The sequence below is a fragment of the Variovorax sp. TBS-050B genome, from assembly GCF_029893635.1.
GTDB lineage: Bacteria > Pseudomonadota > Gammaproteobacteria > Burkholderiales > Burkholderiaceae_C > Variovorax.
The window spans coordinates 4,211,184-4,232,998 of record NZ_JARXYR010000002.1 but is presented as its reverse complement, the minus strand read 5'-3'; the positions used below and the strand labels follow the sequence as shown (position 1 = coordinate 4,232,998).

Genomic DNA, 21,815 nt, shown 5'->3' with positions numbered 1-21,815 from the left:
CGAATGTCCCCCGCCTTCGGCTCCTCCTTTATTTCGCTGCGGGGAGTACCCGGTGGCCTGTGCACCGGGGCACGCTCCTAGCGATCAGCCGATCAACCCCCGCCCTGTTTGCGCTCCCGCCGATGGGGTGCCTTGCGCAGCGAAATAAAGGAGGAGGCCGAAGGCCGGGGGACATTCGCGGAGCAAGGTACCCGTCGGCGGGATCGCAGCCCTGAACAGCCGCGCCAAAAAGCAGAACCGCCGAACTCAGAGCAGCGCCTGCGCCAGCCGCAGCCCGTGCCGCTGCTCCGCATCCTGCAGCGACCGCGCAATCGACGGATGCAGCCGCACCCCGTCCTTCGACTGCGCCTCGCGCCGCTTCAAACCGCCTTCGCCCGGCAGCCGCACGGGCCTGGCCGGGTCGATCGGCGCATTGCCGCGGCATTGCGCCGCCACGTGGTCCATCTGGCGCAGGAACGCGTCCTTGCCGCCGAAGGCACGCAGGTCGTGCAGCGTGATGTGCACCGTCGCGCCCCAGCCTTCGGGTGGATCGGCGCGGCCGTGGCCCGCGAGGCCGGCGGTCAGCGTCTCGACCAGCAGCGCCATGCCGTAGCCCTTGTGGCCGTGGCTCAGGCCGCCCACCGGCAGCAGCGTGCCGGGCGGCTGGTCGAACAGCACCTGCGGGTCGTTGGTCGGCCGGCCCGCGGCATCGATCAGCCAGTCTTCCGCGAAGGTCTCGCCGGCCGCGCGCTTGCGGTTGCTCATGCCATTGGTGGTGATCGAGGCCGAGATGTCGACCATCACGCCGCCCTGGGAGAGCGGAAAGCCCATCGCCAGCGGATTGGGCGTGAACACCGCCTGCGTGCCGCCGAAAGGCGCGACGCTCGCGGTGTTGGGGTCGGAACAGGCGAGCAGCATCAGCATGTCTTCCTGGAGCGCGCGCAGCATGTAGACCGCCAGGCAGGCGATGTGGTGGCTGCGGCGGATCACGAGCGAGGCGGTGCCGAGTTCGCGCGCACGTGGCACCAGCAGGTCCATGCCCTGGTCCATGAGCCACGGACCGGGCAGGCGCCTGCCGTCCCAGAGCACGGCGGCGGGGCGGTCCGACAGCACGTCCGGCGCGCCGTCGCGCGTCATGCCGCCCGATTCGAGCTCCTTCACGTAGCCGGCCAGCAGCGCGAGGCCGTGCGTGTCGTGACCCAGCAGATCGCCTTCGACGAGCGTGCGGCCGACGCTGTCGGCCATCGACGGCGCCAGTCCGGCCTTCTGCAGCATCGCGCTGGCGTAGTCCCGGAGCGCATCGGCGCGGTAGAGCGGGGCGGAGGATGCCGCGGTGTCAGTCATCGGAAGATCTCCAGCAGGCGGTCGAGCCCGCCTTCGTTGATGGCCACCATGGCCTGTTCGCGCACCTTCGGCTTGGCGTGGTAAGCGACCGAGAGGCCCGCTTCGCCCATCATCGGCAGGTCGTTCGCACCGTCGCCGACCGCGATCGTCTCCTGCGGCGAGATGCCGAGCAGCGAGGCCGCTTCGAGCAGCGTGCGGCGCTTCTCGGCGCCGTCGCAGATGTCGCCCCAGCTCTGCTGCACCACCTGACCCGTGAGATGCCCGTCGGCCTCGTCGAGCAGGTTCGAGCGAGCGAAGTCGATGCCCAGGCGCTCCTTCACGCGATTGGCAAAGAAGGTGAAGCCGCCCGAGACCAGCAGCACCTTGAGCCCCGCGGCCTTGCACGCGGCCACCAGTTCGGCGGCGCCGGGGTTGAGCTGGAGACGCTCGTCGTAGACCTGCTGCAGCGCCGCGACCGGCACGCCCTGGAGCAGCGCCACGCGGCGGCGCAGGCTTTCCTTGAAGTCCTTGATCTCGCCGCGCATCGTGGCTTCGGTGATGGCCGCCACCTCGGCCTTCTTGCCGACGGCATCGGCGATCTCGTCGATGCACTCGATGTTGATCAGCGTCGAGTCCATGTCGAAGGCGATCAGCTTGAAGTCGGCGAGCGCGAGCGGCGGGGTGAAGCGCTGGAGGACGAGGCCGGAACCGGGTTCGGAATGCGCATCTGCGCGCGGGGGGAGGGTGTTCATTCAGTCATGCCAGTTTTCGACGCGCAGGCCCGGCACGCGCGCGAACTCGCGGACGTTGCGGCTGACGACGATCAGGTTGTGTGCGATCGCGATGCCTGCGATGAGCAGGTCATAGGGGCCGATGGGCGTGCCTGCCTGTTGCAGATGGGCCTTGATGCGTCCCGCAGCCGCTGCGCCGGCGTCGTCGAGCGGCAGCACGCGCAGCCGCTCGCGCATTTCGTCGAAGAGCGCGCGCTGGGGGCCGGGGTTGCCGGACTTCGCAAGACCGAACTCGAGCTCGAAGACGTTGATGGCGCACAGGCTCATGTCCGCGTCGGGCGTCGCCGCCATGCGCGCGCGCACGCCGCCTGCGCCGCGAAACGCGTAGATCAGGGTGTTGGTGTCCAGCAGGAACTTCACAAGGATTCCCGCGGCGTGTCGGGTGGCAGGTCCTTGTGCATCTCCTCGGTCAGCGGAAATACGTCCCAGGCGGCCTTTTGCTCGTCGGCTGCTGCGAACACGCTCTGCCAGTCGGCTTTCTGACGCTGCCGTTCACGTTCCGCGAACTGGGCAAACCAGCGGCTCAAGGAGAGGTTGGCGGCGGCTGCCGCCGCGCGCGCTGCTTTCTCGGACTCGTCATCGAGGTAGATGGTGACTTGCGACACGGCGAATCTCCAAGAAAATTACATCGGAAATTATATAAGTGCGACCCACTTATACGGCAGCGACGGGGCTTTCCCGGGTGGTGGGCTGCCCCAGACTGCGCAGCACGTCGCGCACCATCTGCGCGCGCTCCTTCGGCTCCTTGAGTTCGCGCTCGATGCGCAGTTTCTCGTTGCCGGCGAGCTTGATGTGCCGGTTCTTCTGGATCAGCTGGATGATCGCCATCGGATCGACCGGCGGGTCCTTCTTGAAGCTGATGTTGATGATGCCCGGCGCCGCATCGACCTTGACCACGCCGTAGGGGCGCGCGAGCACGCGCAGCCGGTGGGTGTCGATGAGGGTCTGCGCCTGCGGCGGCAGCTTGCCGAAGCGGTCGACGATCTCCTCGAGCAGCGTGTCGATCTGGTCCGGCGTCTTGGCGGTGGCGAGCTTCTTGTAGAACGACAGGCGCAGGTGCACGTCGCCGCAATAGTCGTCGGGCAGCAGGGCGGGGGCGTGCAGGTTGATCTCGGTCGTGACCGACAGCGGCGCGAGCAGGTCGGGCTCCTGGCCGGCCTTGAGCGAGCGCACGGCCTCGCCGAGCATCTCGTTGTAGAGCTGGAAGCCGATCTCCATCATGTTGCCGCTCTGGTTCTCGCCGAGCACCTCGCCGGTGCCGCGGATCTCCAGGTCGTGCATCGCGAGGTAGAAGCCCGAGCCGAGCTCCTCCATCTGCTGGATCGCGTCGAGCCGCTGCGCCGCCTGCTTGGTCAGGCCCTCGGTGTCGGGCACCATGAGGTAGGCATAGGCCTGGTGGTGCGAGCGTCCGACGCGGCCGCGCAGCTGGTGCAGCTGCGCGAGGCCGAACTTGTCCGCGCGGCTGATGACGATGGTGTTGGCCGTGGGCACGTCGATGCCGGTCTCGATGATGGTCGAGCACAGCAGCAGGTTGTAGCGCTGCGCCACGAAGTCGCGCATCACGCGCTCGAGCTCGCGCTCCGGCATCTGGCCGTGGGCGACGGCGATGCGCGCCTCGGGAAGTATCTCTTCCAGCTTCTGGCGCCGGTTCTCGATGGTCTCGACCTCGTTGTGCAGGAAGTAGACCTGGCCGCCGCGCTTGAGCTCGCGCAGCACGGCCTCGCGGATCACGCCCGTGCCCTCGTTGCGCACGAAGGTCTTGATCGCGAGCCGGCGCTGCGGCGCGGTGGCGATCACGCTGAGGTCGCGCAGGCCCTCGAGCGCCATGCCCAGCGTGCGCGGGATCGGCGTGGCGGTGAGCGTGAGCACGTCGACCTCGGCGCGCATCGCCTTCATCGCCTCCTTGTGGCGCACGCCGAAGCGGTGCTCCTCGTCGATGATGAGCAGGCCGAGGTTCTTGAACTTGACCGACTGCGACAGCAGCTTGTGCGTGCCGACGACGATGTCGACCGTGCCCTCGGCCAGGCCCTTGGCGGCGGCCGTCACTTCCTTGGCCGAGCGGAAGCGGCTCATTTCGGCCACCTTGACCGGCCACTTCGCGAAGCGGTCGACCAGGGTCTGGTAGTGCTGCTCGGCCAGCAGCGTGGTGGGCGCGAGAAAGGCCACCTGCTTGCCGCCGGTGACCGCGATGAAGGCCGCGCGCAGCGCGACCTCGGTCTTGCCGAAGCCGACGTCGCCGCAGACCAGGCGGTCCATCGGCTGGGGCGAGATCATGTCCTGCACCACGGCGTGGATCGCGGCCTTCTGGTCGGCGGTCTCCTGGAAGCCGAAATCGTTCGCGAACACTTCGTAGTCGGCCGGCGAATAGCGGAAGGCATGACCCTCGCGCGCGGCGCGGCGGGCGTAGATGTTGAGCAGCTCGGCGGCCGAATCGCGCACCTGCTCGGCGGCCTTGCGCTTCGCCTTGTCCCACTGGCCCGATCCGAGCTTGTGCAGCGGCGCCTCGTCGGCGCTCACGCCGGTGTAGCGGCTCACCAGGTGCAGCTGCGAGACGGGCACGTAGAGCGTGGCCTTGTCTGCGTACTCGAGGTGCAGCATCTCCTGCAGCAGCGGCTTGCCGTCGGGACCGTTGCCCTGGCCCAGGTCCATGTGGATCAGCCCGCGGTAGCGGCCGATGCCGTGCGCCGAATGGACCACCGGGTCGCCCACGTTGAGTTCCGACAGGTCCTTGATCAGCGCCTCGACGTCGCTGACCTGCTCCTGCTTCTTGTTGCGCCGGCGCGTGGTGGGGGCGGTGGCGAAGAGCTCGGTCTCGGTGACGAAGTCGATGCCCTGTTCGCGCCAGGCGAAGCCCGAGGCCAGCGCGGCGGTCGCGATGCCGATCTTCTCGTCGGCGGAGGCTTCGAACTCGGCCAGCGAGTCGAAGGCCGGCGGGCTCACGCCGCTCGCGCGCAGGAAATCGAGCAGGCTCTCGCGCCGGCCCTCGCTCTCGGCGATGACCAGCACCCGGTGCGGCGTGCTGCGGACGTGTTCCTTGAGGCCGACCAGCGGGTCTTCGGCGCCGCGCACCACCGCGAAGGGCGGCAGGCGGTCGAATTCGGCATAGGGCGCCTCGGTGGCGACGTCGCCCCGGATGGCGAGCTGCGCATGCGGCTTGGCGCGCTGGTAGAACTGCTCGGCGCTCAGGAACAGCGCTTCGGGCGGCAGCGCGGGCCGCTCGGGATCGCCGCGCACGAGCCGGTAGCGCTCGCCCGTGTCCTGCCAGAAGTGCTGGAACGCGGGTTCGAGGTCGCCGTGCAGCACCACGGTGGCGTCGGCGCCGAGGTAGTCGAACACCGTCGCGGTCTCGTCGAAGAACAGCGGCAGGTAGTACTCGATGCCGGCGGTGGCGACGCCGTTGCCCATGTCCTTGTAGATGCGGCTCTTGGTCGGGTCGCCCTCGAGCAGTTCGCGCCAGCGGCTGCGAAAGCGCGCGCGGGCGTCGTCGTCCATCGGGAACTCGCGGCCCGGCAGCAGGCGCACCTCGGGCACGGGGTAGAGGCTGCGCTGGGTGTCGGGGTCGAAGGTGCGGATCGAGTCGATCTCGTCGTCGAACAGGTCGACGCGGAAGGGCACCGGCGAGCCCATGGGAAAGAGGTCGATCAGGCCGCCGCGCACCGCGTACTCGCCCGGGCTCACCACCTGCGTCACATGGCTGTAGCCGGCCAGCGTGAGCTGGGCCTTGAGCTTCGATTCCTCGAGCTTCTGGCGGGCCTTGAAGTGGAAGGTGTAGCCCGCCAGGAAGGCGGGCGGCGCCAGCCGATAGAGCGCGGTGGTGGCGGGCACCAGCACCACGTCGGCCTCCTTCTGGCTGATGCGCCAGAGCGTGGCGAGGCGCTCGCTGATCAGGTCCTGGTGCGGCGAGAAGCTGTCGTAGGGCAGCGTCTCCCAGTCGGGGAAGAGGGCGCAGCGCAGGTCGGGCGCGAAGAAGGCGATCTCGTCGATCAGCCGCTGCGCGTCGTTGGCGTCGGCCGTGAACATCGCGGTGGCGCGGCCGGCGGCCTTCTCGCGCAGGCCGAGCTGCGCGAGCAGCAGGGCATCGGCCGACAACGGGGGACGCGGCAGCGTGAATCGCTTGCCCGCCGTGAGGTGGGGGAGGTCCATGGAGCGTTGGCTGGAAATGCACGACACCCCGCGCCGGCTGGCGAGGGGTGTGCGAAGCGGTCGATTCTAGAATGGCGGCCCTTTGTCCGCTTGCCGTCGCCCATGTCCGCTTCCCGACTCTTCGTGCTGATTCCCTGCGCCGGCCACGGCCACCGCGCGGGCGGTACGCTGCCCAAGCAATACCAGCGCATCGCGGGGGCGTCGATGGTGGCGCACACGGTGCAGGCGTTCCGCGCGCTGGCGGGCCGCTTCGCGGGGCTGGCGGTGGTGGTCTCGCCCGACGACCGCGAGCTGCAGGCGGCGCTGCCGCGCTTTCCCGCCGAAGGCGAATACCTGCTGCAGGTGGGCGGCGTCACGCGCGCGGCCACGGTGCGCAACGGCCTCGCGGCGCTGCGGCAGAAAGGCGCGGGCGCGCACGACTGGGTGCTGGTGCACGACGCGGCGCGCTGCCTGGTGACGTCGAGCCAGATCGAGGCGCTGATCGCGGCCTGCGAGCACGATGCCGTGGGCGGCCTGCTGGCGCAGCGGCTGGCCGACACGCTGAAGGTCTCGTCCACCGACAGCCGGGTCGCGCAGACGCTGCCGCGGGCCGACAAGTGGCTCGCGCAAACGCCGCAGATGTTCCGCATCGGCATGCTGCTCGATGCGCTCGAGCGCGCCGGCGATGCGGTGACCGACGAAGCCAGCGCGATCGAGGCGCTCGGGCTCGCGCCGCTGCTGGTGCCCGGCAGCGCGCAGAACTTCAAGGTCACTTTTCCCGAGGACTTCGCGCTCGCCGAGGCACTGCTGCTGGGCCGCAAGAAAGGCATCGCATGAGCGCCCCGTTCGACATCCGCGTGGGCGAGGGCTGGGACGTGCACCAGCTCGTGGCCGGGCGCAAGCTGATCCTGGGCGGCGTCGAGGTGCCGCACACCACCGGCCTGCTCGGCCATTCGGACGCCGACGTGCTGCTGCACGCGATCACCGACGCGCTGCTCGGTGCGGCGGGGCTGGGCGACATCGGCCGGCACTTCCCGGACACCGACGCGCAGTTCCGCGGCGCCGATTCGGCGGTGCTGCTGGCGGAGGCGGCGCGCCGGGTGCGCGCGGCCGGATGGGCGATCGGCAACGTCGACAGCACCGTGATCGCGCAGGCGCCCAAGCTCGCGCCGCACATCCCGGCCATGTGCCGGCGCATCGCGGAAACGCTCGCGCTCGCGCCGGAACAGGTCAACGTGAAGGCCAAGACCGCCGAGAAGCTCGGGCCGGTGGGCGAGGGCCGGGCGATGGAAGCGCGCGCGGTGGTGCTGCTGCACCGCTGACGCGCACCGGCCGCGCGGCTCGGCCGGATCAGGCCCTGCGGGGCGGCTCGGCGGGCTTGCCGTCGGGCATCGCGCGCGGCATGCGGATGTGCGCCGCGAGGCCGCGGCCCGGCGTGCTGGTGAGCGCGAAGGTGCCGCCCATGCGCTCGATGTTCTTCGCCACGATCGACAGCCCGAGCCCGGCGCCCGCGGCCGAGGTGCGTGCCACGTCGCCGCGGAAGAAGGGCTTGGTCAGCTGCGACAGCAGCACCGGGTCGACGCCCGCGCCGTGGTCGCGCACCTTGATCAGCACCGCGTCGTTGTTGGCCTGCGCCTGGATCACCACGTCGGCCACGCCGGTGGCGGGCGTCTTGCCGTAGCGCCGCGCGTTCTCCACCAGGTTGGAGATCACGCGCGTGAGCTCGACCTCGTCGCCGAGCACGCGCAGGTCGGCCGGCACGTCGACGCGGATGTTCATCTCCTCGTAGTCCTGCACGGCATAGGTGCAGGCGTCGACCACGTCGCGCAGCAGCACCGGGCGGGGCACCACGTGGTCGGGGCGGGCGTAGTCGAGGAACTTGTCGATGATCGCGTCGAGCTGCGCGATGTCGGCCGCCATGTGGTCGCGCGCATCCTCGTCCTGCACGCTCATCTCGGTCTCGAGGCGCAGGCGCGCGAGCGGCGTGCGCAGGTCGTGCGAGATGCCGGCCAGCATGATGGCGCGGTCCTGCTCGATCTTGGCGAGCTGGTCCGCCATGCGGTTGAAGCCGATGTTGACCGCGCGGATCTCGTTGGTGCGCGCGCTCTCGTCGAGCCGGTGCGCCTCGTACTCGCCTTCGCGCACCTGCATGGTGGCGCGCGAGAGCTGCTTGAGCGGCAGGTTGATGAGCCGCGTGATCAGCGCCGCGCCGGCGAGCGACAGCGCCATTGCCGTGCTGAGCCAGACCAGCCAGGTGCGCCCGCCCACGCGGCTGAAGCGCGTGGGGTCGAGCAGCAGCCAGTAGGCGTCGCTCTCGATCGTGAAGCCGATCCAGAGGCCGGGCTCGTCGTTGACGCGGCTCGCGACGGTGGTGCCGTCGCCGAGGCGCTGCATCAGCTCCTCGGTCACGCGCTGGTCGAGCGCGCCGCTGGTGTAGGGCTGGAAGCGGTCGTTGGGCTCGCGCGGCAGGATGCGCACGCCTTCCTGGTCGGCCAGCGTCTTGATGAGCGAGACGCGCGTGATGGCGTCCGAGTACACCAGCGCCGCGCGCGTGAGGTTCACGAGCGAGGCGATCTGGTGCGCGGTCTGGATCGCGCGCGGTTCGTATTCGAGCGAGCGGAAGGTCTGCAGCCAGGCGACGGTGCAGCCGATCAGCAGCAGCGCGAGCAGGAAGAAGGTGCGCCAGAACAGGCTGAAGCCGAGCTTCAGCCCGCGGCGGCGCTCGCGCTGGCCGGCGCCCTCGAGCGGGCTCGGCATCGTGACCTGGGCGCCGTCCTCCGGGGCTGGGCTGGGTCGTCTTTCCGATTGCAGGCCGATGGCCACCACCTCGTGCCGGTCAGGCCGTGCCGTCCGGCACGAAAACGTAGCCCACGCCCCAGACGGTCTGGATGTAGCGCGGCGCCGCGGCATCGGCCTCGACCAGCTTGCGCAGGCGCGAGATCTGCACGTCGAGGCTGCGGTCGAAGGGCTCGAACTCGCGGCCGCGCGCCAGCTGGGCCAGCTTTTCGCGCGACAGCGGCTGGCGCGGATGGCGCACCAGCGCCTTCAGCATCGCGAATTCGCCGGTGGTCAGCGAGAGTTCCTCGCCGTCCTTCTTGAGGGTGCGCGAGCCGAGGTCGAAGGCGAAGGGACCGAAGGTCACGGTCTCGTTCTCGGTCGACGGCGCGCCCGGTGCCTCGAGCGGCGGACGGCGGCGCAGCACCGCATGCACGCGGGCCAGCAGCTCGCGCGGGTTGAACGGCTTGCCGAGGTAGTCGTCGGCGCCGACTTCGAGGCCGACGATTCGGTCGACGTCTTCGCCCTTGGCGGTGAGCATGATGATCGGGGTGCGATCGTTGGCGGCGCGCAGGCGGCGGCAGACGGAGAGGCCGTCCTCGCCGGGCATCATCAGGTCGAGCACGATCAGGTCGACCGTGTCGCGCAACAGGATGCGGTTGAGCGCCTTGCCGTCCTCGGCCACGATCACTTCGAAGCCTTCCTGGGTCAGGTAGCGGCGAAGCAGATCACGGATGCGGGCGTCGTCGTCGACGATCACGATCTTGTCGGTGCGAGCGGGAACTTGAGTCATTTCTACAACGTCGAATTTGTAACAGCGCCGATTCTGAAGGCGTTGACGTCCGGATGAGTCGCATTTGCCGGTGGTTTGACACTAAGTTACAAAACTTGCGGACGCTCGCTGTCTAGTCATCCGACGTTCGCCCGGTGATGGCAAAGTCGCCCTGACTGTCGATCTTTGCTCAATGAGAACCTTATTTCCCGCGCTGCCCATCGTCGTTGCATGCACCTGCTGTCCCGCATGGGCCGGTGGTGATTTTCTGGCGGTAGGGGATGCACGGCGGAACGACGTGCGCCAGGCCGTGGCGGCCCATCGCGCGGCGCAGCGCGACGAGATCCGCCGCGAGGAGGCCGCCGCCGGCCGGCGCCTCACCGCGGCCGAGCTGCACGAACTGCGCCAGCAGGTGCGGGGGCAATGGGCGCCGCCGGGTACCCCGGTGCGGATGAATTCGGCAGAATCCCAGCCGGCCGAGCGGATCGCGCCGGCGCCGCCGATGTCGGCCGCGCGGGTCCTGACCCTGCCGCGCAGCCAGCGCCGCTGACGCGGTCCGGCAGCGCGCCGGTCGCCTTCTGTTCTCCACCAACAACCCAAGAGGGAGTATTTCGCCTTGAAAAAACTGAAAACGATCGCAGCCTGCATCGCACTGGCCGCAGCGGCGGGCGCAGGCAGCGCCATGGCCCAGAACGGGGTCGCGCCGCCGCAGAACGTGCTGCAGCTCACGGCCTCGGGCACGGTGGAGGTGCAGCAGGATCTGCTGAGCATGACGCTGACCACCACCCGCGACGCCGCCGATGCCGCCACCGTCCAGACGCAGCTCAAGGCGGCCGTCGATGCCGCGCTAGCCGAAGCGAAGAAGAACGCCCAGCCGGGGCAGCTCGACGTGCGCACCGGCAACTTCAGCCTCTCGCCGCGCTATACCCGCGAGGGCAAGATCAACGGCTGGCAGGGCACGGCCGAGATGGTGCTCGAGGGCCGCGACTTCCCGCGCATCACCCAGACCGCGGGCCGCATCAGCACGCTCAACGTGGGCAACGTCGGCTTCGCGCTGAGCCGCGAACAACGCGCCCGCAGCGAGACCGAGGCGCAGACCATCGCGATCGAGAACTTCAAGCAGAAGGCCAACGAACTCGCGAAGGGCTTCGGCTTCGGCGGCTACACGCTGCGCGAGGTCTCGGTGAATGCGAACGACGGCGGCCCGATCCGTCCGCGCGTGATGGCGGCCGCCGCCAAGTCGTTCTCGGCCGACGCGCCGGTGCCGGTGGAAGCCGGCAAGACCAGCGTGGTGGTGACCGTCTCGGGCTCGGTGCAGCTCAAGTAAGCGCAGGCGCCTTCACTGGGCGGTCCAGCCGCCGTCCATCTGCCAGGCGACGCCGCGCACCTGGTCGGCGGCGGGCGAGCACAAGAACACCGCGAGCGCGCCGAGCTGCTCGACGGTGGTGAACTGCAGCGAAGGCTGCTTCTCGCCAAGCAGCTCGTTCTTCGCCTGCTCCACCGAGATGCCTTCGCGCGCCGCGCGATCGTCGATCTGCTTCTGCACCAGCGCCGTCAGCACCCAGCCCGGGCAGATTGCGTTGCAGGTGATGCCGGTGGTGGCGGTTTCGAGTGCCACCGACTTGGTCAAGCCCACGATGCCGTGCTTGGCCGCCACGTAGGCCGATTTCTGCGCCGAGGCCACGAGCCCGTGGGCCGAGGCGACGTTGACGATGCGGCCCCAGTTGGCCTCGCGCATCGCGGGAACCGCAAGGCGCGTGGTGTGGAAGGCGCTCGTGAGATTGATGGCGATGATCGCGTCCCAGCGCTCCGGCGGGAAGTCTTCCACCTTCGCGACGTGCTGGATGCCGGCGTTGTTGACGAGGATGTCGACGCGGCCGAACTTGGCGGCTGCGAACTTCATCATGTCCTCGATCTGGTCGGGCTTGCTCATGTCGGCGCCGTGGTACTCGGCGCGCACGCCGAGCGCCTCGATCTCGGCCTTGGGGGCCGCGGAATCGCCGAAGCCGTTGAGCACGACGTGGGCGCCTTGCTGTGCGAGCGCCTTGGCCATGGCAAGGCCGATGCCGCTGGTGGACCCCGTGACAAGCGCGGTTTTGCCTTTGAGCATAAAGATGTATCTCCGGATGAATTAGGATGCGACGAGACCATTATCCGCACCAGCACGACTTCGTTTTCATGACCGACCCGACGCTTCATGACGTGGCGTGCGATGACGCCCAGGGCGGCCATCGCATGGCCTATTGGCAGTGGGGCGACGCGCACAGTGCGCGCGTGGTGGTCTGCGTGCACGGGCTGACGCGGCAGGGGCGCGACTTCGACGTGCTGGCCCGCGCCATCGTGGCGCGTGCCGGCGGCGACGTGCGCGTGGTCTGCCCGGACGTGGCGGGCCGTGGCCGCAGCGACTGGCTGCGCGACCCGATGCTCTACCAGGTGCCGGTGTATGCGGCCGACATGCTGGCGCTGGTCGCGCAACTGCATCGCGAGCAGCCGATCGAGACGCTCGACTACCTCGGCACCAGCATGGGCGGGCTGATCGGCTTCGTGCTCGCGGGGCACCGCGAGCTGCCGCTGGTGCGGCCGATACGCCGCTTCGTCGTCAACGACGTCGGCCCGACGATCGAGGCCGCCGCGCTGCAGCGCATCGCCGCCTACGTGGGGCAGGGCGGTCGCTACGAGAGCCTGCAGGCCGCCGCCGATGCGATGTGGGCGATCTCCACCAGCTTCGGTCCGCACACGCCCGAACAATGGCTGGCGCTCTCGCGGCACATGGTGGTGCCGGCATCCGAGCGCACGGCCGACGGTGCGGCCAAGGCCGCGCCGCGCGACGGCGACGATCAGGTTGCCGGTCCGTGGCTGCTGCATTACGACCCCGCGATCGCCGTCGCGCTGCGTTCCATCACTCCCGAGGCCGCGGCCCAGGGCGGCGCGGTGATGTGGAGCCTCTACGACGCGATCACGGCACGCACTTTGGTGACGCGCGGCGCACAGTCCGATCTGCTGTCGCGCGAGACCGCACAGGCCATGACGCAGCGCGGACCGCGCGCGACATTGGTCGAGTTCGACGGCGTCGGGCATGCGCCCACCTTCGTCGATCCCGCCCAGGTCGCCGCCGTCGTGTCCTTCCTGTTCGATTGAGCTGCCACGTGAAGCGAGAGTCCTCGAACCTTCAGACGGCGACCACGCCCGACATGGCCGTGGTCGACTATCCGCTGTCCGCCGCCACGGCCGACCGCACGCCCGTGATGGCGAACATGCTGGCGCGCGCGCGCGCCTTCGCCGAGCCGCTGATCGCCGACGAGACGCTCGACACCGGCGAGAACACGCTCGCGCATGCCGATGCGGTGGCCGCCATCGTGGCGAAGATGGGCGGCTCCGAGGCCATGCAGGCGGCGAGCTACCTTGTCTACGCGTGCCCCCACCTCAACCGGCCGCAGGAGGTGATCGCCAAGGTCTTCGGCGAGAACTTCGCGGCGCTGGCGGTCGAGACCACCAAGCTGGTCCGCGTGCAGGAGCAGGCGCGCTCGGCGTCGCAGGGCCATGCCGAAGGCGCCGGCGCGCAGACCGAGAACGTGCGCAAGATGCTGCTCGCGTTCTCGCGCGACCTGCGCGTGGTGATGCTGCGCCTCGCATCGCGGTTGCAGACGTTGCGGCACGCCGCGGCGAGCAAGCAGCCTGCGCCTGAAAGCGTGGCGCGCGAGTCGCTGCAGGTGTTCGCGCCGCTCGCCAACCGGCTCGGCATCTGGCAGGTGAAATGGGAGATCGAGGATCTCTCGTTCCGCTTCCTCGAGCCCGAGACCTACAAGCTGATCGCGCGGCTGCTCGACGAGAAGCGCGTCGAACGCGAGGGCCACGTCGAGCAGTTGCGCTCGCAGCTCGAGCGGGAACTGCAGGCCGAGGGCGTGCGCGCCACGGTGCAGGGGCGGCCGAAGAACATCTACAGCATCGTCAAGAAGATGCGCGGCAAGTCGCTCGACTTCGCGCAGGTGTTCGACATCCTCGCGCTGCGCGTGGTGGTGCCCGACGTCAAGGACTGCTATGCGGCGCTGGCCTGGGTGCATTCGCACTTCCAGCCGATCGACGAGGAGTTCGACGACTACATCGCCAGGCCCAAGCCCAATGGCTACCAGTCGCTGCACACGGTGGTGCGCGAGCTGATCGACGGCAAGCCCGGCAAGCCGATCGAGATTCAGATTCGCACCGAAGAGATGCACGACCATGCCGAGCACGGCGTGGCGGCCCACTGGGCCTACAAGGAAGCCGGCCACAAGGGCTATGCCGGCGTGTGGGCCAGCGGCGAATACGACGCGAAGATCGCGGTGCTGCGGCAACTGCTCGCGTGGGAGCGCGATCTTTCCGGCGGCCTGCAGGGGCAGGGGCTTTTCGACGACCGCATCTATGTGCTCACGCCCGATGCGGCGATCGTCGAACTGCCGCAGGGCGCGACGCCGGTCGACTTCGCCTACACCGTGCACACCTCGCTCGGCCACCGCTGCCGCGGTGCGCGCGTGGACGGCGCGATGGTGCCGCTCAACACGCCGCTGTCCAATGGGCAGACGGTGGAGATCATCGCGGCCAAGGAAGGCGGCCCGTCGCGCGACTGGCTCAATGCCGAGCTGGGTTACCTGGCGAGCCATCGCGCACGCGCCAAGGTGCGCGCATGGTTCAACGCGCAGATCACGCACGAGACCGTCGCACGCGGACGCGAGGCGGTCGAGAAGCTGCTGCAGCGCGAAGGCAAGACCGCAACGCGGCTCGAGGACCTCGCCTCGCAACTGGGCTTCAAGTCGGCGGACCAGCTGTTCGAAGTGGTCGGCAAGGACGAGTTCTCGCTGCGCAACATCGAGATGCTGCTGCGGCCGCCGGAGCCCGCGCCGAATCCCGACGACGGCGTGCACATCAAGAAGCCGCGCGCGAGCGAGAAGTCGGGCAAGGGCGGCGTGCTGGTGGTGGGCGTGTCTTCGCTGATGACGCAGTTGGCCAAGTGCTGCAAGCCGGCGCCGCCCGATGCGATCAGCGGCTTCGTGACGCGCGGTCACGGCGTCAGCGTGCATCGCACCGACTGCAGCAACTTCCGCATGATGGCCTCGCGCGACAGCGGCCGCGTGATCGACGTCGAGTGGGGTACCTCGAAGGGCGGCGAGTCGCCGGTCTACGCGGTCGACGTCGCGGTGGAAGCCGCCGACCGCCAGGGTCTGCTGCGCGACATCTCCGATGTGTTCGCGCGCGAGAAAGATGAACGTGATCGGCGTGCAGACGCAGTCGGTCAAGGGAACGGCATGGATGACCTTCACCGTCGAGATCTCCGATGCCGCGCGATTGACGCAGGTGCTCGGGAGCGTGATGGCGGTCACCGGCGTGCGATCTGCACGTCGGCGCTAAAAAGTGCGTTTTCTCCTGCTACAATAGCTGCTTCTCGGACACATCCTTAGGCGCGTAGCTCAGCTGGTTAGAGCACCACCTTGACATGGTGGGGGTCGTTGGTTCGAGTCCAATCGCGCCTACCAATTTCTGCTTCATTCCCGGCCAACCACCGGGTTCCTTGAACAGAGCATCACCGGGTTCCCCGGTGCGTCCATCGTCCTTTCGGTGCGCAGACAAAGACCATGGCCCGGTTGTTGTGCTACCTTGGCCACTCTGCAAGCCTTTCTCAAATTTCTTGATAAGCGATCTGATGAATACGCGGTCAACGCTGGTTGATCGGGCTCAGGCCGAGAAGCGGCTGGCCGCATTGCTCCGGCAAGCCCCCATCGAATTTGCGCGCGCGGCCTACGGCATCACCGACCATGCCAGCGGTCGCACCGACACCATGGCCGCGCGCGAAATCGCACGCGCCCTTCGGCAGGGCGTGCCCGTGACGCAGGAACGCGTCGAGCAGCGCGCCCGTGCCTACCTGCCCACCGCCGGCCACGAGCATTGCCCGCGCTGCTGGGTGGTGTACGGACAGAAGAATCCCCTGCGCTTTCGCGAGGCGAGCGAAGAACGTCCGGAGACCGCGGGCTGCGGCGCATGCGGTGCCGAATATGCGACGTCGCTCGACTGAAGATGAGGGCGGCGCACGGTCAGGGTAAACCTTGTCGCGATGCAGCAAAACCGCTACCTAGAATCGTCCGCACGACATGGGCATCCATGTAGAGGAGCGCGCAGTGCAGAGCAAGAAGTCCGGGGTCAAACCGGTGCAACGTGTCATCAAGAAGTACCCCAACCGAAGGCTCTACGACACCGAGACGTCCACGTACATCACCCTGACCGAGGTGAAGCAGCTGGTCATCCAGAACGCCCAGTTCGTGGTGCGCGACGCCAAGACCGGCGACGATCTCACGCGCAGCATCCTGCTGCAGATCATCCTTGAAGAAGAAGCGGGCGGCGCTCCGATGTTCACCGAGCAGGTGCTGGCCAACATCATCCGCTTCTACGGCCAGGCGATGCAGGGCTACATGGGCCCGTACCTCGAGAAGAACATCCAGGCCATGACCGAAGTGCAGGCCCAGCTCGCCGAAAAGGCCGAAGGCCTCACGCCCGAGATGTGGTCCCGCTTCCTGACGATGCAGTCGCCGATGCTGCAGGGCCTGATGGGCAACTACGTGGAGCAGTCGAAGAACGTCTTCCTGCAGATGCAGGAACAGATGCAGAAGAACACCGAACAGGTGCTGGGCGCGTTCGGCATCAAACGCCCCTGAATCCCGGGCCCGGCCGATAGCTGGGACAATACGGCTCATATGAGCGAAGTTGCCTCCCACGAACGAACTGCCACGTCGGCCGCCCCCAAGGTCGGCTTCGTGAGCCTCGGCTGCCCGAAAGCCCTCACGGACTCCGAACTGATCCTGACCCAGCTGAGTGCCGAGGGCTACCAGACCGCCAAGACCTTCGAAGGCGCGGACCTGGTGATCGTCAATACCTGCGGCTTCATCGACGATGCGGTGAAGGAAAGCCTCGACACCATCGGCGAGGCGCTGGCAGAGAACGGCCGCGTGATCGTCACCGGCTGCCTCGGCGCCAAGACCGGGGAGCAGGGCGGCAACCTCGTTCGGCAGATGCATCCGAGCGTGCTCGCCGTCACCGGGCCGCATGCGACGCAGGAAGTCATGGATGCGGTGCACGCCAACCTGCCGAAGCCGCACGATCCCTTCATCGATCTGGTGCCGAATACCTTCGGCATCGCCGGCGTCAAGCTCACGCCGCGGCACTACGCATACTTGAAGATCAGCGAAGGCTGCAACCACCGCTGCACCTTCTGCATCATTCCGTCGATGCGCGGCGACCTCGTCTCGCGGCCGGTCGGCGATGTGCTCGGCGAGGCGAAGGCGCTGTTCGAGGGCGGCGTGAAGGAACTGCTGGTGATCAGCCAGGACACCTCGGCCTACGGCGTCGACGTGAAGTACCGCACCGGCTTCTGGGACGGCAAGCCGGTCAAGACGCGCATGCTCGAGCTGGTCCGCACGCTCGGCGAAATCGCGGAGCCCTTCGGCGCATGGGTCCGGCTGCATTACGTGTACCCGTATCCGAGCGTCGACGAAGTCATTCCGCTGATGGCCAGCGGCCAGGTGCTGCCGTACCTCGACGTGCCGCTGCAGCACAGCCACCCTGACGTGCTCAAGCGCATGAAGCGTCCCGCGAGCGGCGAGAAGAACCTCGAGCGCATCGCGCGCTGGCGCGAGGTCTGCCCCGAACTCGTGATCCGCAGCACCTTCATCGCGGGATTCCCGGGAGAGACCGAGCAGGAATTCGAGCACCTGCTCGACTTCATCCGCGAGGCGCAGATCGACCGCGCCGGCTGCTTTGCCTACAGCCCCGTCGAGGGGGCCACCGCGAACGACATCCCCGGCATGCTGCCGCCCGAAGAGCGCGAGGCGCGCCGCGCCCGCTTCATGGAAGTGGCCGAAGCCGTGTCGATCGCCAAGCTGCGCCAGCGCGTCGGTGCCACGATGCAGGTGCTGGTGGATTCGGCGCCGGCCCTCGGCCGCAAGGGCGGCGTGGGGCGCACCTATGCCGACGCGCCCGAGATCGACGGAACCGTGCGGCTGCTGCCGCCTGAGAAGATCAGCAAGACGCTCAAGGTGGGCGAGTTCACGCGCGCGCGCATCGTGGGCGCGGAAGGTCATGACCTGATCGCGCTGCCGATCTGAGGACCACTTCCGTCATTCAGAAAGAGAAAAGCCCGCGCGAGCGGGCTTTTCAACTGGCGGAGGCGCGGCCGTTCCGGCCGGCAGCCCTCAGTCTTCCGAGCGCGAGATGACCAGAAGGCTCATGAACAGCGCGCCGAGAAACATGCCGATCAACAAGGTGAATGCAGCGATCACGATGGTTTCCGTTTGGTTAGATGAACGTATTCTCAAACTAAACGTAACTTTATGTGTCGCATCGGCGTTACTTCCGGACGCTTTTTGAGTTGAAAGTGTGACTTTTGCCACACCTAGGACCAAGTCGTCCGGGCTGACGGCAGATGTCGGCTCAATCCGAAGGGGTGCGCTCGTCCTCGGAGGTCCGACCGGGATACAGGTACCTGAAGTATCGGCCTGACTTGCCGTAGAGCTGCGCCGCGAGTGCCACCGGGTCTTCGTTGCCGTGCTTTTCGTAGAGCACCGGCCCCCAGATGATGAAGCCGTCGATGCTCAGCGAGTGCGGCGCCGGCTCGATGGCTTTCCATGCATGCGCGAACTTCGAAATCCATGCCAGGGCTTCGCTCAGTGCATGGTTGCGGCCAGGAGGTGAGGGTTCTGCAGATGCGGACATGGCGGTATCCTTTGTTAAAAGACTGTATGAATGTACAGTAAATTAACCGCCGCAGGGTGCCGACTTGACTCAGCTGAAGCCGGCGACCCAGGCCCAGAGTCCGACGCCCATCGCGATCCACAGCATGACCACGAGCACGGCACCTCCAATGCTCCGCGGCTTGGCGCCCCGGGTCTTCATCCACTGGTCCGCTTGCGCGCGACATTCGGAAAGCACGTCCGCCGGCACGAGTCGGATGTTCAGCCAGATGAGGGCGGGCAGCAAGAGAACGTCGTCGAGGTAGCCCAGCACGGGAATGAAGTCGGGAATCAGGTCGATCGGACTCAGTGCGTACGCGACCACGAAAGCGGCGAGCAGCTTGGCGAACCAGGGCGTGCCCGGGTGGCGGCAGGCGAACCACAGGGTGACGGCATCACGCTTGATTCGCGACGCCCATTGGCGGATGCTTTGAAGGATGGGCATGGTCGATGAAAGACGACGAGAGGCACGGCGGCAAGGCGGACGATCGTATGCGCCGGCGCCTGGGCGATGCGCTGACCGGCGGTCGGTTTACCTTCGTCTCCGCGTGGTAAGGTGCGTCTCGGCTTCAAGGCCGATACGCAGACCCGTCCAGGGTCTCTGCCGCGGGTTGAACGCCGCACTCTTACCAGCCCACTTGTTCGAATCCGTGCCGTCGATCAGCGTTTCGCAGGATGTTCCTTTCGAGGAGCGCGAGCGTTCGTGCGGGTGGGCAGGAGTGCCGCTGATTGCGCCAGGGTTGGCTGCGGTCGGCATTCACGAGGGAAGGCTTCCCTCGATCATGTACCCAGGGCAAAGAAAAAACCCCTGCGAATCTACGATTCACAGGGGTTTCAGCTTGGTAGGGGTGGTGCCCAGAAGAGGACTCGAACCTCCACGATGTTACTCGCTAGTACCTGAAACTAGTGCGTCTACCAATTCCGCCATCTGGGCCCACATAGCTGCCGAAGCAGTTATGTTTTGAATTTCAGGAAAGAGAGAATCATATCAAAAATAATGGCCATTCCAGCGGACTGCTGGATGAATTTGAAGGAACCGTTCAAGGACATCGCGACGGACACGGTTTCGTGCAGCGCGACGACGGTGAAGCCGACATCTATCTGCCGCCCAACGAGATGCGCGCGGTGCTGCACAAGGACCGCGTCAAGGCGCGCGTGGTGCGGCAGGACCGGCGCGGTCGTCCCGAGGGGCGCGTGGTCGAGATCGTCGAGCGTCCGGAGCAGCCGATCATCGGCCGCCTGCTGCATGAAGGCGGCGTGTGGCTCGTCGCACCCGAGGACAAGCGCTACGGTCAGGATGTCCTGATCCCGAAGGGCGCCACCGGCCACGCGAAGGTGGGGCAGGTGGTGGTGGTGCAGCTCACCGAGCCGCCGGCGCTGTTCGGCCAGCCCGTGGGCCGCGTGAAGGAAGTGCTCGGCGAGATCGACGATCCCGGCATGGAGATCGAGATCGCGGTGCGCAAGTACGGCGTGCCGCACGAGTTCTCCGAGGCCTGCCTCGCCGAGGCCAAGGCGCTGCCCGAGAAAGTGCGTCCCGTCGACAAGAAGGGACGCATCGACCTGACCGACGTGCCGCTGGTCACGATCGACGGCGAGGACGCGCGCGACTTCGACGACGCGGTGTACTGCGAGCCCGCGAAGGTCGGCCGCGGCAAGGGCTGGCGCCTGCTGGTGGCCATTGCCGACGTGAGCGCCTATGTGCACACCGGCTCGGCCATCGACATCGATGCCTACGACCGCGCCACCAGCGTCTACTTTCCGCGCCGCGTGATCCCGATGCTGCCGGAGAAGCTCTCGAACGGCCTGTGCTCGCTGAACCCCGAGGTCGAACGCCTCTGCATGGTGTGCGACATGCTCGTGGCTGCGGACGGCGAGATCTACGCCTACCAGTTCTATCCGGCCGTGATGTTCAGCCACGCACGCTTCACCTACACCGAAGTGGCGGCGATCCTCGGCAACACGCGCGGTCCGGAGGCGGCCAAGCGCAAGGAGCGCGTGAAGGATCTGCTGAACCTGGCGGACGTCTACAAGGCACTGCTCAAGCAGCGCGGCAAGCGCGGCGCGGTCGATTTCGAAACCACCGAGACGCAGATCATCTGCGACGACGCCGGCCGCATCGAGAAGATCGTGCCGCGCACGCGCAACGAGGCGCACCGGCTGATCGAGGAAGCCATGCTCGCGGCCAACGTGTGCAGCGCCGACTTCATCGCGCAAGGCAAGCACCCGGGGCTGTACCGCGTGCACGAAGGCCCGACGCCGGAGAAGAAGGAGATCCTGCGCGGCTATCTGAAGGCGATGGGCGTCGGCATGAGCATCACCGACGATCCGAACCCCGGCGAGTTCCAGGCCATCGCCGAGGCGACCAAGGACCGGCCCGATGCGCAGCAGATCCACACGATGCTGCTGCGTTCGATGCAGCAGGCCATCTACACGCCGATCAACAGCGGCCACTTCGGTCTGGCCTACGAGGCCTACACCCACTTCACGAGTCCGATCCGGCGCTATCCCGACCTGCTGGTGCATCGCGTGATCAAGGCCATCCTGGGCAACACGCGCTACCAGCTGCCGATGCTGCCGACCCCGGGCGAGGCGCACGCCAAGCTCGCCAAGCGGCTCGCATCGCGCGTCAAGGCACCGACGGCCAAGCCGCAGAAGGCCACCGTGGCGCCGAGCAAGGAAGTGCTCGCCTGGGAGGCCGCCGGCCTGCATTGCAGCGCCAACGAGCGCCGCGCCGACGAGGCGAGCCGCGACGTCGAAGCCTGGCTCAAGTGCAAGTACATGCGCGAGCACCTGGGCGAGGAGTACGGCGGCGTGGTCACCGCGGCCACCACCTTCGGCATCTTCGTGACGCTCGATGCGATGTACGTCGAGGGGCTGGTGCACATCACCGAACTCGGCGGCGAATACTTCAAGTTCGACGAGATGCGCCAGGAACTGCGCGGCGAGCGCACCGGCATCCGCTATGCCATCGGCACGCGCGTGCGGGTGCAGGTGAGCCGCGTCGACCTCGACGGTCGCAAGATCGACTTCCGCCTCGTGCGCGAGGGCGAGGACCTCACGACGCGCGCGATGAAGGACAAGGGTGCGGCCCCCGCAGGCGTGCCGGTCAAGGCCTCGGCCAAGCGCAGTTCGCGCCACAAGGCCGAGAGCGCCGCCGCCGAGCCGCGCAGCGAGCAGCGCGGCGCGGCCGCCGCGGCGCCGGAACCCCAGACCGCGATGCAGGCGTTCAAGGCGGCGGTCAAGAAGGCCACCAACAAGATGAAGGGGCGCAAGCCGCGCCGTCCTTGACGCGCCGCATCGTGC

20 protein-coding genes, 2 tRNA genes and 1 pseudogene are annotated in these 21,815 nt (G+C 67.8%); 11 read left to right on the top strand and 12 right to left on the bottom strand.

What is annotated here, in order from left to right:
* Nucleotides 1–246 precede the first annotated feature (246 nt).
* Genes M2165_RS22625 through mfd form a run of 5 tightly spaced genes read right to left on the bottom strand, consistent with a single transcriptional unit; the run spans nt 247 to nt 6,236 of the window.
* Entirely contained in the window at nt 247–1,323 is a 1,077-nt protein-coding gene (locus M2165_RS22625; RefSeq protein WP_280816818.1) for an Ldh family oxidoreductase, read from the bottom strand.
* Nucleotides 1,320–2,054 carry a phosphoserine phosphatase SerB gene (gene serB / locus M2165_RS22620; protein ID WP_280816817.1) on the bottom strand — a complete coding sequence of 245 codons (735 nt, stop codon included), beginning with the start codon at nt 2,052–2,054 and terminating at the stop codon, nt 1,320–1,322. The genes M2165_RS22625 and serB overlap by 4 nt, the downstream gene beginning before the upstream one ends.
* Nucleotides 2,055–2,453, bottom strand: a complete 399-nt coding sequence (locus tag M2165_RS22615; RefSeq protein ID WP_280816816.1) for a type II toxin-antitoxin system VapC family toxin — start codon at nt 2,451–2,453, stop codon at nt 2,055–2,057. It lies immediately after the preceding gene.
* Nucleotides 2,450–2,698, bottom strand: coding sequence for a hypothetical protein (locus M2165_RS22610; RefSeq protein WP_280816815.1), 249 nt, complete (start codon nt 2,696–2,698; stop codon nt 2,450–2,452). The genes M2165_RS22615 and M2165_RS22610 overlap by 4 nt, the downstream gene beginning before the upstream one ends.
* Nucleotides 2,699–2,747: 49 nt before the next feature.
* The gene (gene mfd, locus M2165_RS22605; protein WP_280816814.1) at nt 2,748–6,236 is read right to left on the bottom strand and encodes a transcription-repair coupling factor; all 3,489 of its coding nucleotides are present in this window, start codon (nt 6,234–6,236) and stop codon (nt 2,748–2,750) included.
* Between the two features lie 102 nt (nt 6,237–6,338).
* Between mfd and ispD the strand changes: the two genes are divergently transcribed.
* Both ispD and ispF read left to right on the top strand, forming a co-directional pair.
* A complete protein-coding gene (gene ispD / locus M2165_RS22600) occupies nt 6,339–7,052 on the top strand; it encodes a 2-C-methyl-D-erythritol 4-phosphate cytidylyltransferase (RefSeq protein WP_280816813.1) in 714 nt (237 codons plus the stop codon).
* On the top strand, nt 7,049–7,537 hold the full coding sequence (ispF, locus tag M2165_RS22595) for a 2-C-methyl-D-erythritol 2,4-cyclodiphosphate synthase (RefSeq protein WP_280816812.1): 489 nt from the start codon (nt 7,049–7,051) through the stop codon (nt 7,535–7,537). Before ispD ends, ispF begins: the two co-directional genes overlap by 4 nt.
* A gap of 28 nt (nt 7,538–7,565) precedes the next feature.
* Here ispF and M2165_RS22590 read toward each other — a convergent pair whose 3' ends face one another.
* A complete protein-coding gene (locus M2165_RS22590) occupies nt 7,566–8,972 on the bottom strand; it encodes a sensor histidine kinase (protein ID WP_280816811.1) in 1,407 nt (468 codons plus the stop codon).
* A 79-nt stretch (nt 8,973–9,051) separates the two neighbouring features.
* On the bottom strand, nt 9,052–9,783 hold the full coding sequence (gene ompR, locus M2165_RS22585; RefSeq protein WP_012747691.1) for a two-component system response regulator OmpR: 732 nt from the start codon (nt 9,781–9,783) through the stop codon (nt 9,052–9,054).
* 277 nt (nt 9,784–10,060) lie between these two features.
* Here ompR and M2165_RS22580 point away from each other — a divergent pair, with 277 nt between their 5' ends.
* Complete coding sequence (locus M2165_RS22580) at nt 10,061–10,312, top strand: hypothetical protein (protein ID WP_280816810.1); 252 nt, start codon at nt 10,061–10,063, stop codon at nt 10,310–10,312.
* Between the two features lie 66 nt (nt 10,313–10,378).
* Nucleotides 10,379–11,089 carry an SIMPL domain-containing protein gene (locus M2165_RS22575; RefSeq protein WP_280816809.1) on the top strand — a complete coding sequence of 237 codons (711 nt, stop codon included), beginning with the start codon at nt 10,379–10,381 and terminating at the stop codon, nt 11,087–11,089.
* Between the two features lie 12 nt (nt 11,090–11,101).
* Here M2165_RS22575 and M2165_RS22570 read toward each other — a convergent pair whose 3' ends face one another.
* Nucleotides 11,102–11,872 carry a 3-hydroxybutyrate dehydrogenase gene (locus M2165_RS22570; RefSeq protein ID WP_280816808.1) on the bottom strand — a complete coding sequence of 257 codons (771 nt, stop codon included), beginning with the start codon at nt 11,870–11,872 and terminating at the stop codon, nt 11,102–11,104.
* Nucleotides 11,873–11,940: 68 nt separating this feature from the next.
* Between M2165_RS22570 and M2165_RS22565 the strand changes: the two genes are divergently transcribed.
* The 6 genes and pseudogenes from M2165_RS22565 to rimO all read left to right on the top strand — a co-directional run bounded on the left by M2165_RS22565 (nt 11,941) and on the right by rimO (nt 17,888).
* Nucleotides 11,941–12,900 carry an alpha/beta hydrolase gene (locus M2165_RS22565; protein ID WP_280816807.1) on the top strand — a complete coding sequence of 320 codons (960 nt, stop codon included), beginning with the start codon at nt 11,941–11,943 and terminating at the stop codon, nt 12,898–12,900.
* A gap of 107 nt (nt 12,901–13,007) precedes the next feature.
* Nucleotides 13,008–15,144: pseudogene (locus tag M2165_RS22560) on the top strand (bifunctional (p)ppGpp synthetase/guanosine-3',5'-bis(diphosphate) 3'-pyrophosphohydrolase).
* Nucleotides 15,145–15,192: 48 nt separating this feature from the next.
* Nucleotides 15,193–15,269: transfer RNA gene (locus tag M2165_RS22555), tRNA-Val, on the top strand.
* Between the two features lie 152 nt (nt 15,270–15,421).
* The gene (locus M2165_RS22550; protein ID WP_280816806.1) at nt 15,422–15,805 is read left to right on the top strand and encodes a hypothetical protein; all 384 of its coding nucleotides are present in this window, start codon (nt 15,422–15,424) and stop codon (nt 15,803–15,805) included.
* 76 nt (nt 15,806–15,881) lie between these two features.
* Entirely contained in the window at nt 15,882–16,442 is a 561-nt protein-coding gene (gene phaR, locus M2165_RS22545; RefSeq protein ID WP_280816805.1) for a polyhydroxyalkanoate synthesis repressor PhaR, read from the top strand.
* 39 nt (nt 16,443–16,481) lie between these two features.
* Nucleotides 16,482–17,888: a 30S ribosomal protein S12 methylthiotransferase RimO gene (gene rimO, locus M2165_RS22540; protein ID WP_280816804.1), complete on the top strand. Its 1,407-nt coding sequence runs from the start codon at nt 16,482–16,484 to the stop codon at nt 17,886–17,888.
* An 87-nt stretch (nt 17,889–17,975) separates the two neighbouring features.
* On the opposite strand, the gene M2165_RS22535 is transcribed toward rimO, so the two are convergent.
* The 4 genes from M2165_RS22535 to M2165_RS22520 form a co-directional block, all read right to left on the bottom strand.
* Complete coding sequence (locus M2165_RS22535; RefSeq protein WP_280816803.1) at nt 17,976–18,173, bottom strand: hypothetical protein; 198 nt, start codon at nt 18,171–18,173, stop codon at nt 17,976–17,978.
* A gap of 40 nt (nt 18,174–18,213) precedes the next feature.
* Nucleotides 18,214–18,495 (bottom strand): hypothetical protein, encoded by a 282-nt coding sequence (locus tag M2165_RS22530; RefSeq protein ID WP_280816802.1) that lies wholly within the window; start codon nt 18,493–18,495, stop codon nt 18,214–18,216.
* Between the two features lie 69 nt (nt 18,496–18,564).
* The gene (locus M2165_RS22525; RefSeq protein WP_280816801.1) at nt 18,565–18,957 is read right to left on the bottom strand and encodes a YkvA family protein; all 393 of its coding nucleotides are present in this window, start codon (nt 18,955–18,957) and stop codon (nt 18,565–18,567) included.
* Between the two features lie 404 nt (nt 18,958–19,361).
* Nucleotides 19,362–19,446 (bottom strand) — tRNA-Leu (locus M2165_RS22520).
* A gap of 80 nt (nt 19,447–19,526) precedes the next feature.
* Here M2165_RS22520 and rnr point away from each other — a divergent pair.
* A complete protein-coding gene (gene rnr, locus M2165_RS22515) occupies nt 19,527–21,800 on the top strand; it encodes a ribonuclease R (protein ID WP_280817602.1) in 2,274 nt (757 codons plus the stop codon).
* Nucleotides 21,801–21,815: the final 15 nt, after the last annotated feature.

Coding starts and splice junctions, on each gene's coding strand:
- M2165_RS22530 (WP_280816802.1), bottom strand. CDS start 18,495: ATGTCCGCATCTGCAGAACCCTCACCTCCTGGCCGCAACCATGCACTG.
- M2165_RS22565 (WP_280816807.1), top strand. CDS start 11,941: ATGACCGACCCGACGCTTCATGACGTGGCGTGCGATGACGCCCAGGGC.
- M2165_RS22525 (WP_280816801.1), bottom strand. CDS start 18,957: ATGCCCATCCTTCAAAGCATCCGCCAATGGGCGTCGCGAATCAAGCGT.
- rimO (WP_280816804.1), top strand. CDS start 16,482: ATGAGCGAAGTTGCCTCCCACGAACGAACTGCCACGTCGGCCGCCCCC.
- M2165_RS22625 (WP_280816818.1), bottom strand. CDS start 1,323: ATGACTGACACCGCGGCATCCTCCGCCCCGCTCTACCGCGCCGATGCG.
- mfd (WP_280816814.1), bottom strand. CDS start 6,236: ATGGACCTCCCCCACCTCACGGCGGGCAAGCGATTCACGCTGCCGCGT.
- M2165_RS22590 (WP_280816811.1), bottom strand. CDS start 8,972: ATGCCGAGCCCGCTCGAGGGCGCCGGCCAGCGCGAGCGCCGCCGCGGG.
- ispD (WP_280816813.1), top strand. CDS start 6,339: ATGTCCGCTTCCCGACTCTTCGTGCTGATTCCCTGCGCCGGCCACGGC.
- ispF (WP_280816812.1), top strand. CDS start 7,049: ATGAGCGCCCCGTTCGACATCCGCGTGGGCGAGGGCTGGGACGTGCAC.
- serB (WP_280816817.1), bottom strand. CDS start 2,054: ATGAACACCCTCCCCCCGCGCGCAGATGCGCATTCCGAACCCGGTTCC.
- ompR (WP_012747691.1), bottom strand. CDS start 9,783: ATGACTCAAGTTCCCGCTCGCACCGACAAGATCGTGATCGTCGACGAC.
- M2165_RS22570 (WP_280816808.1), bottom strand. CDS start 11,872: ATGCTCAAAGGCAAAACCGCGCTTGTCACGGGGTCCACCAGCGGCATC.
- phaR (WP_280816805.1), top strand. CDS start 15,882: ATGGGCATCCATGTAGAGGAGCGCGCAGTGCAGAGCAAGAAGTCCGGG.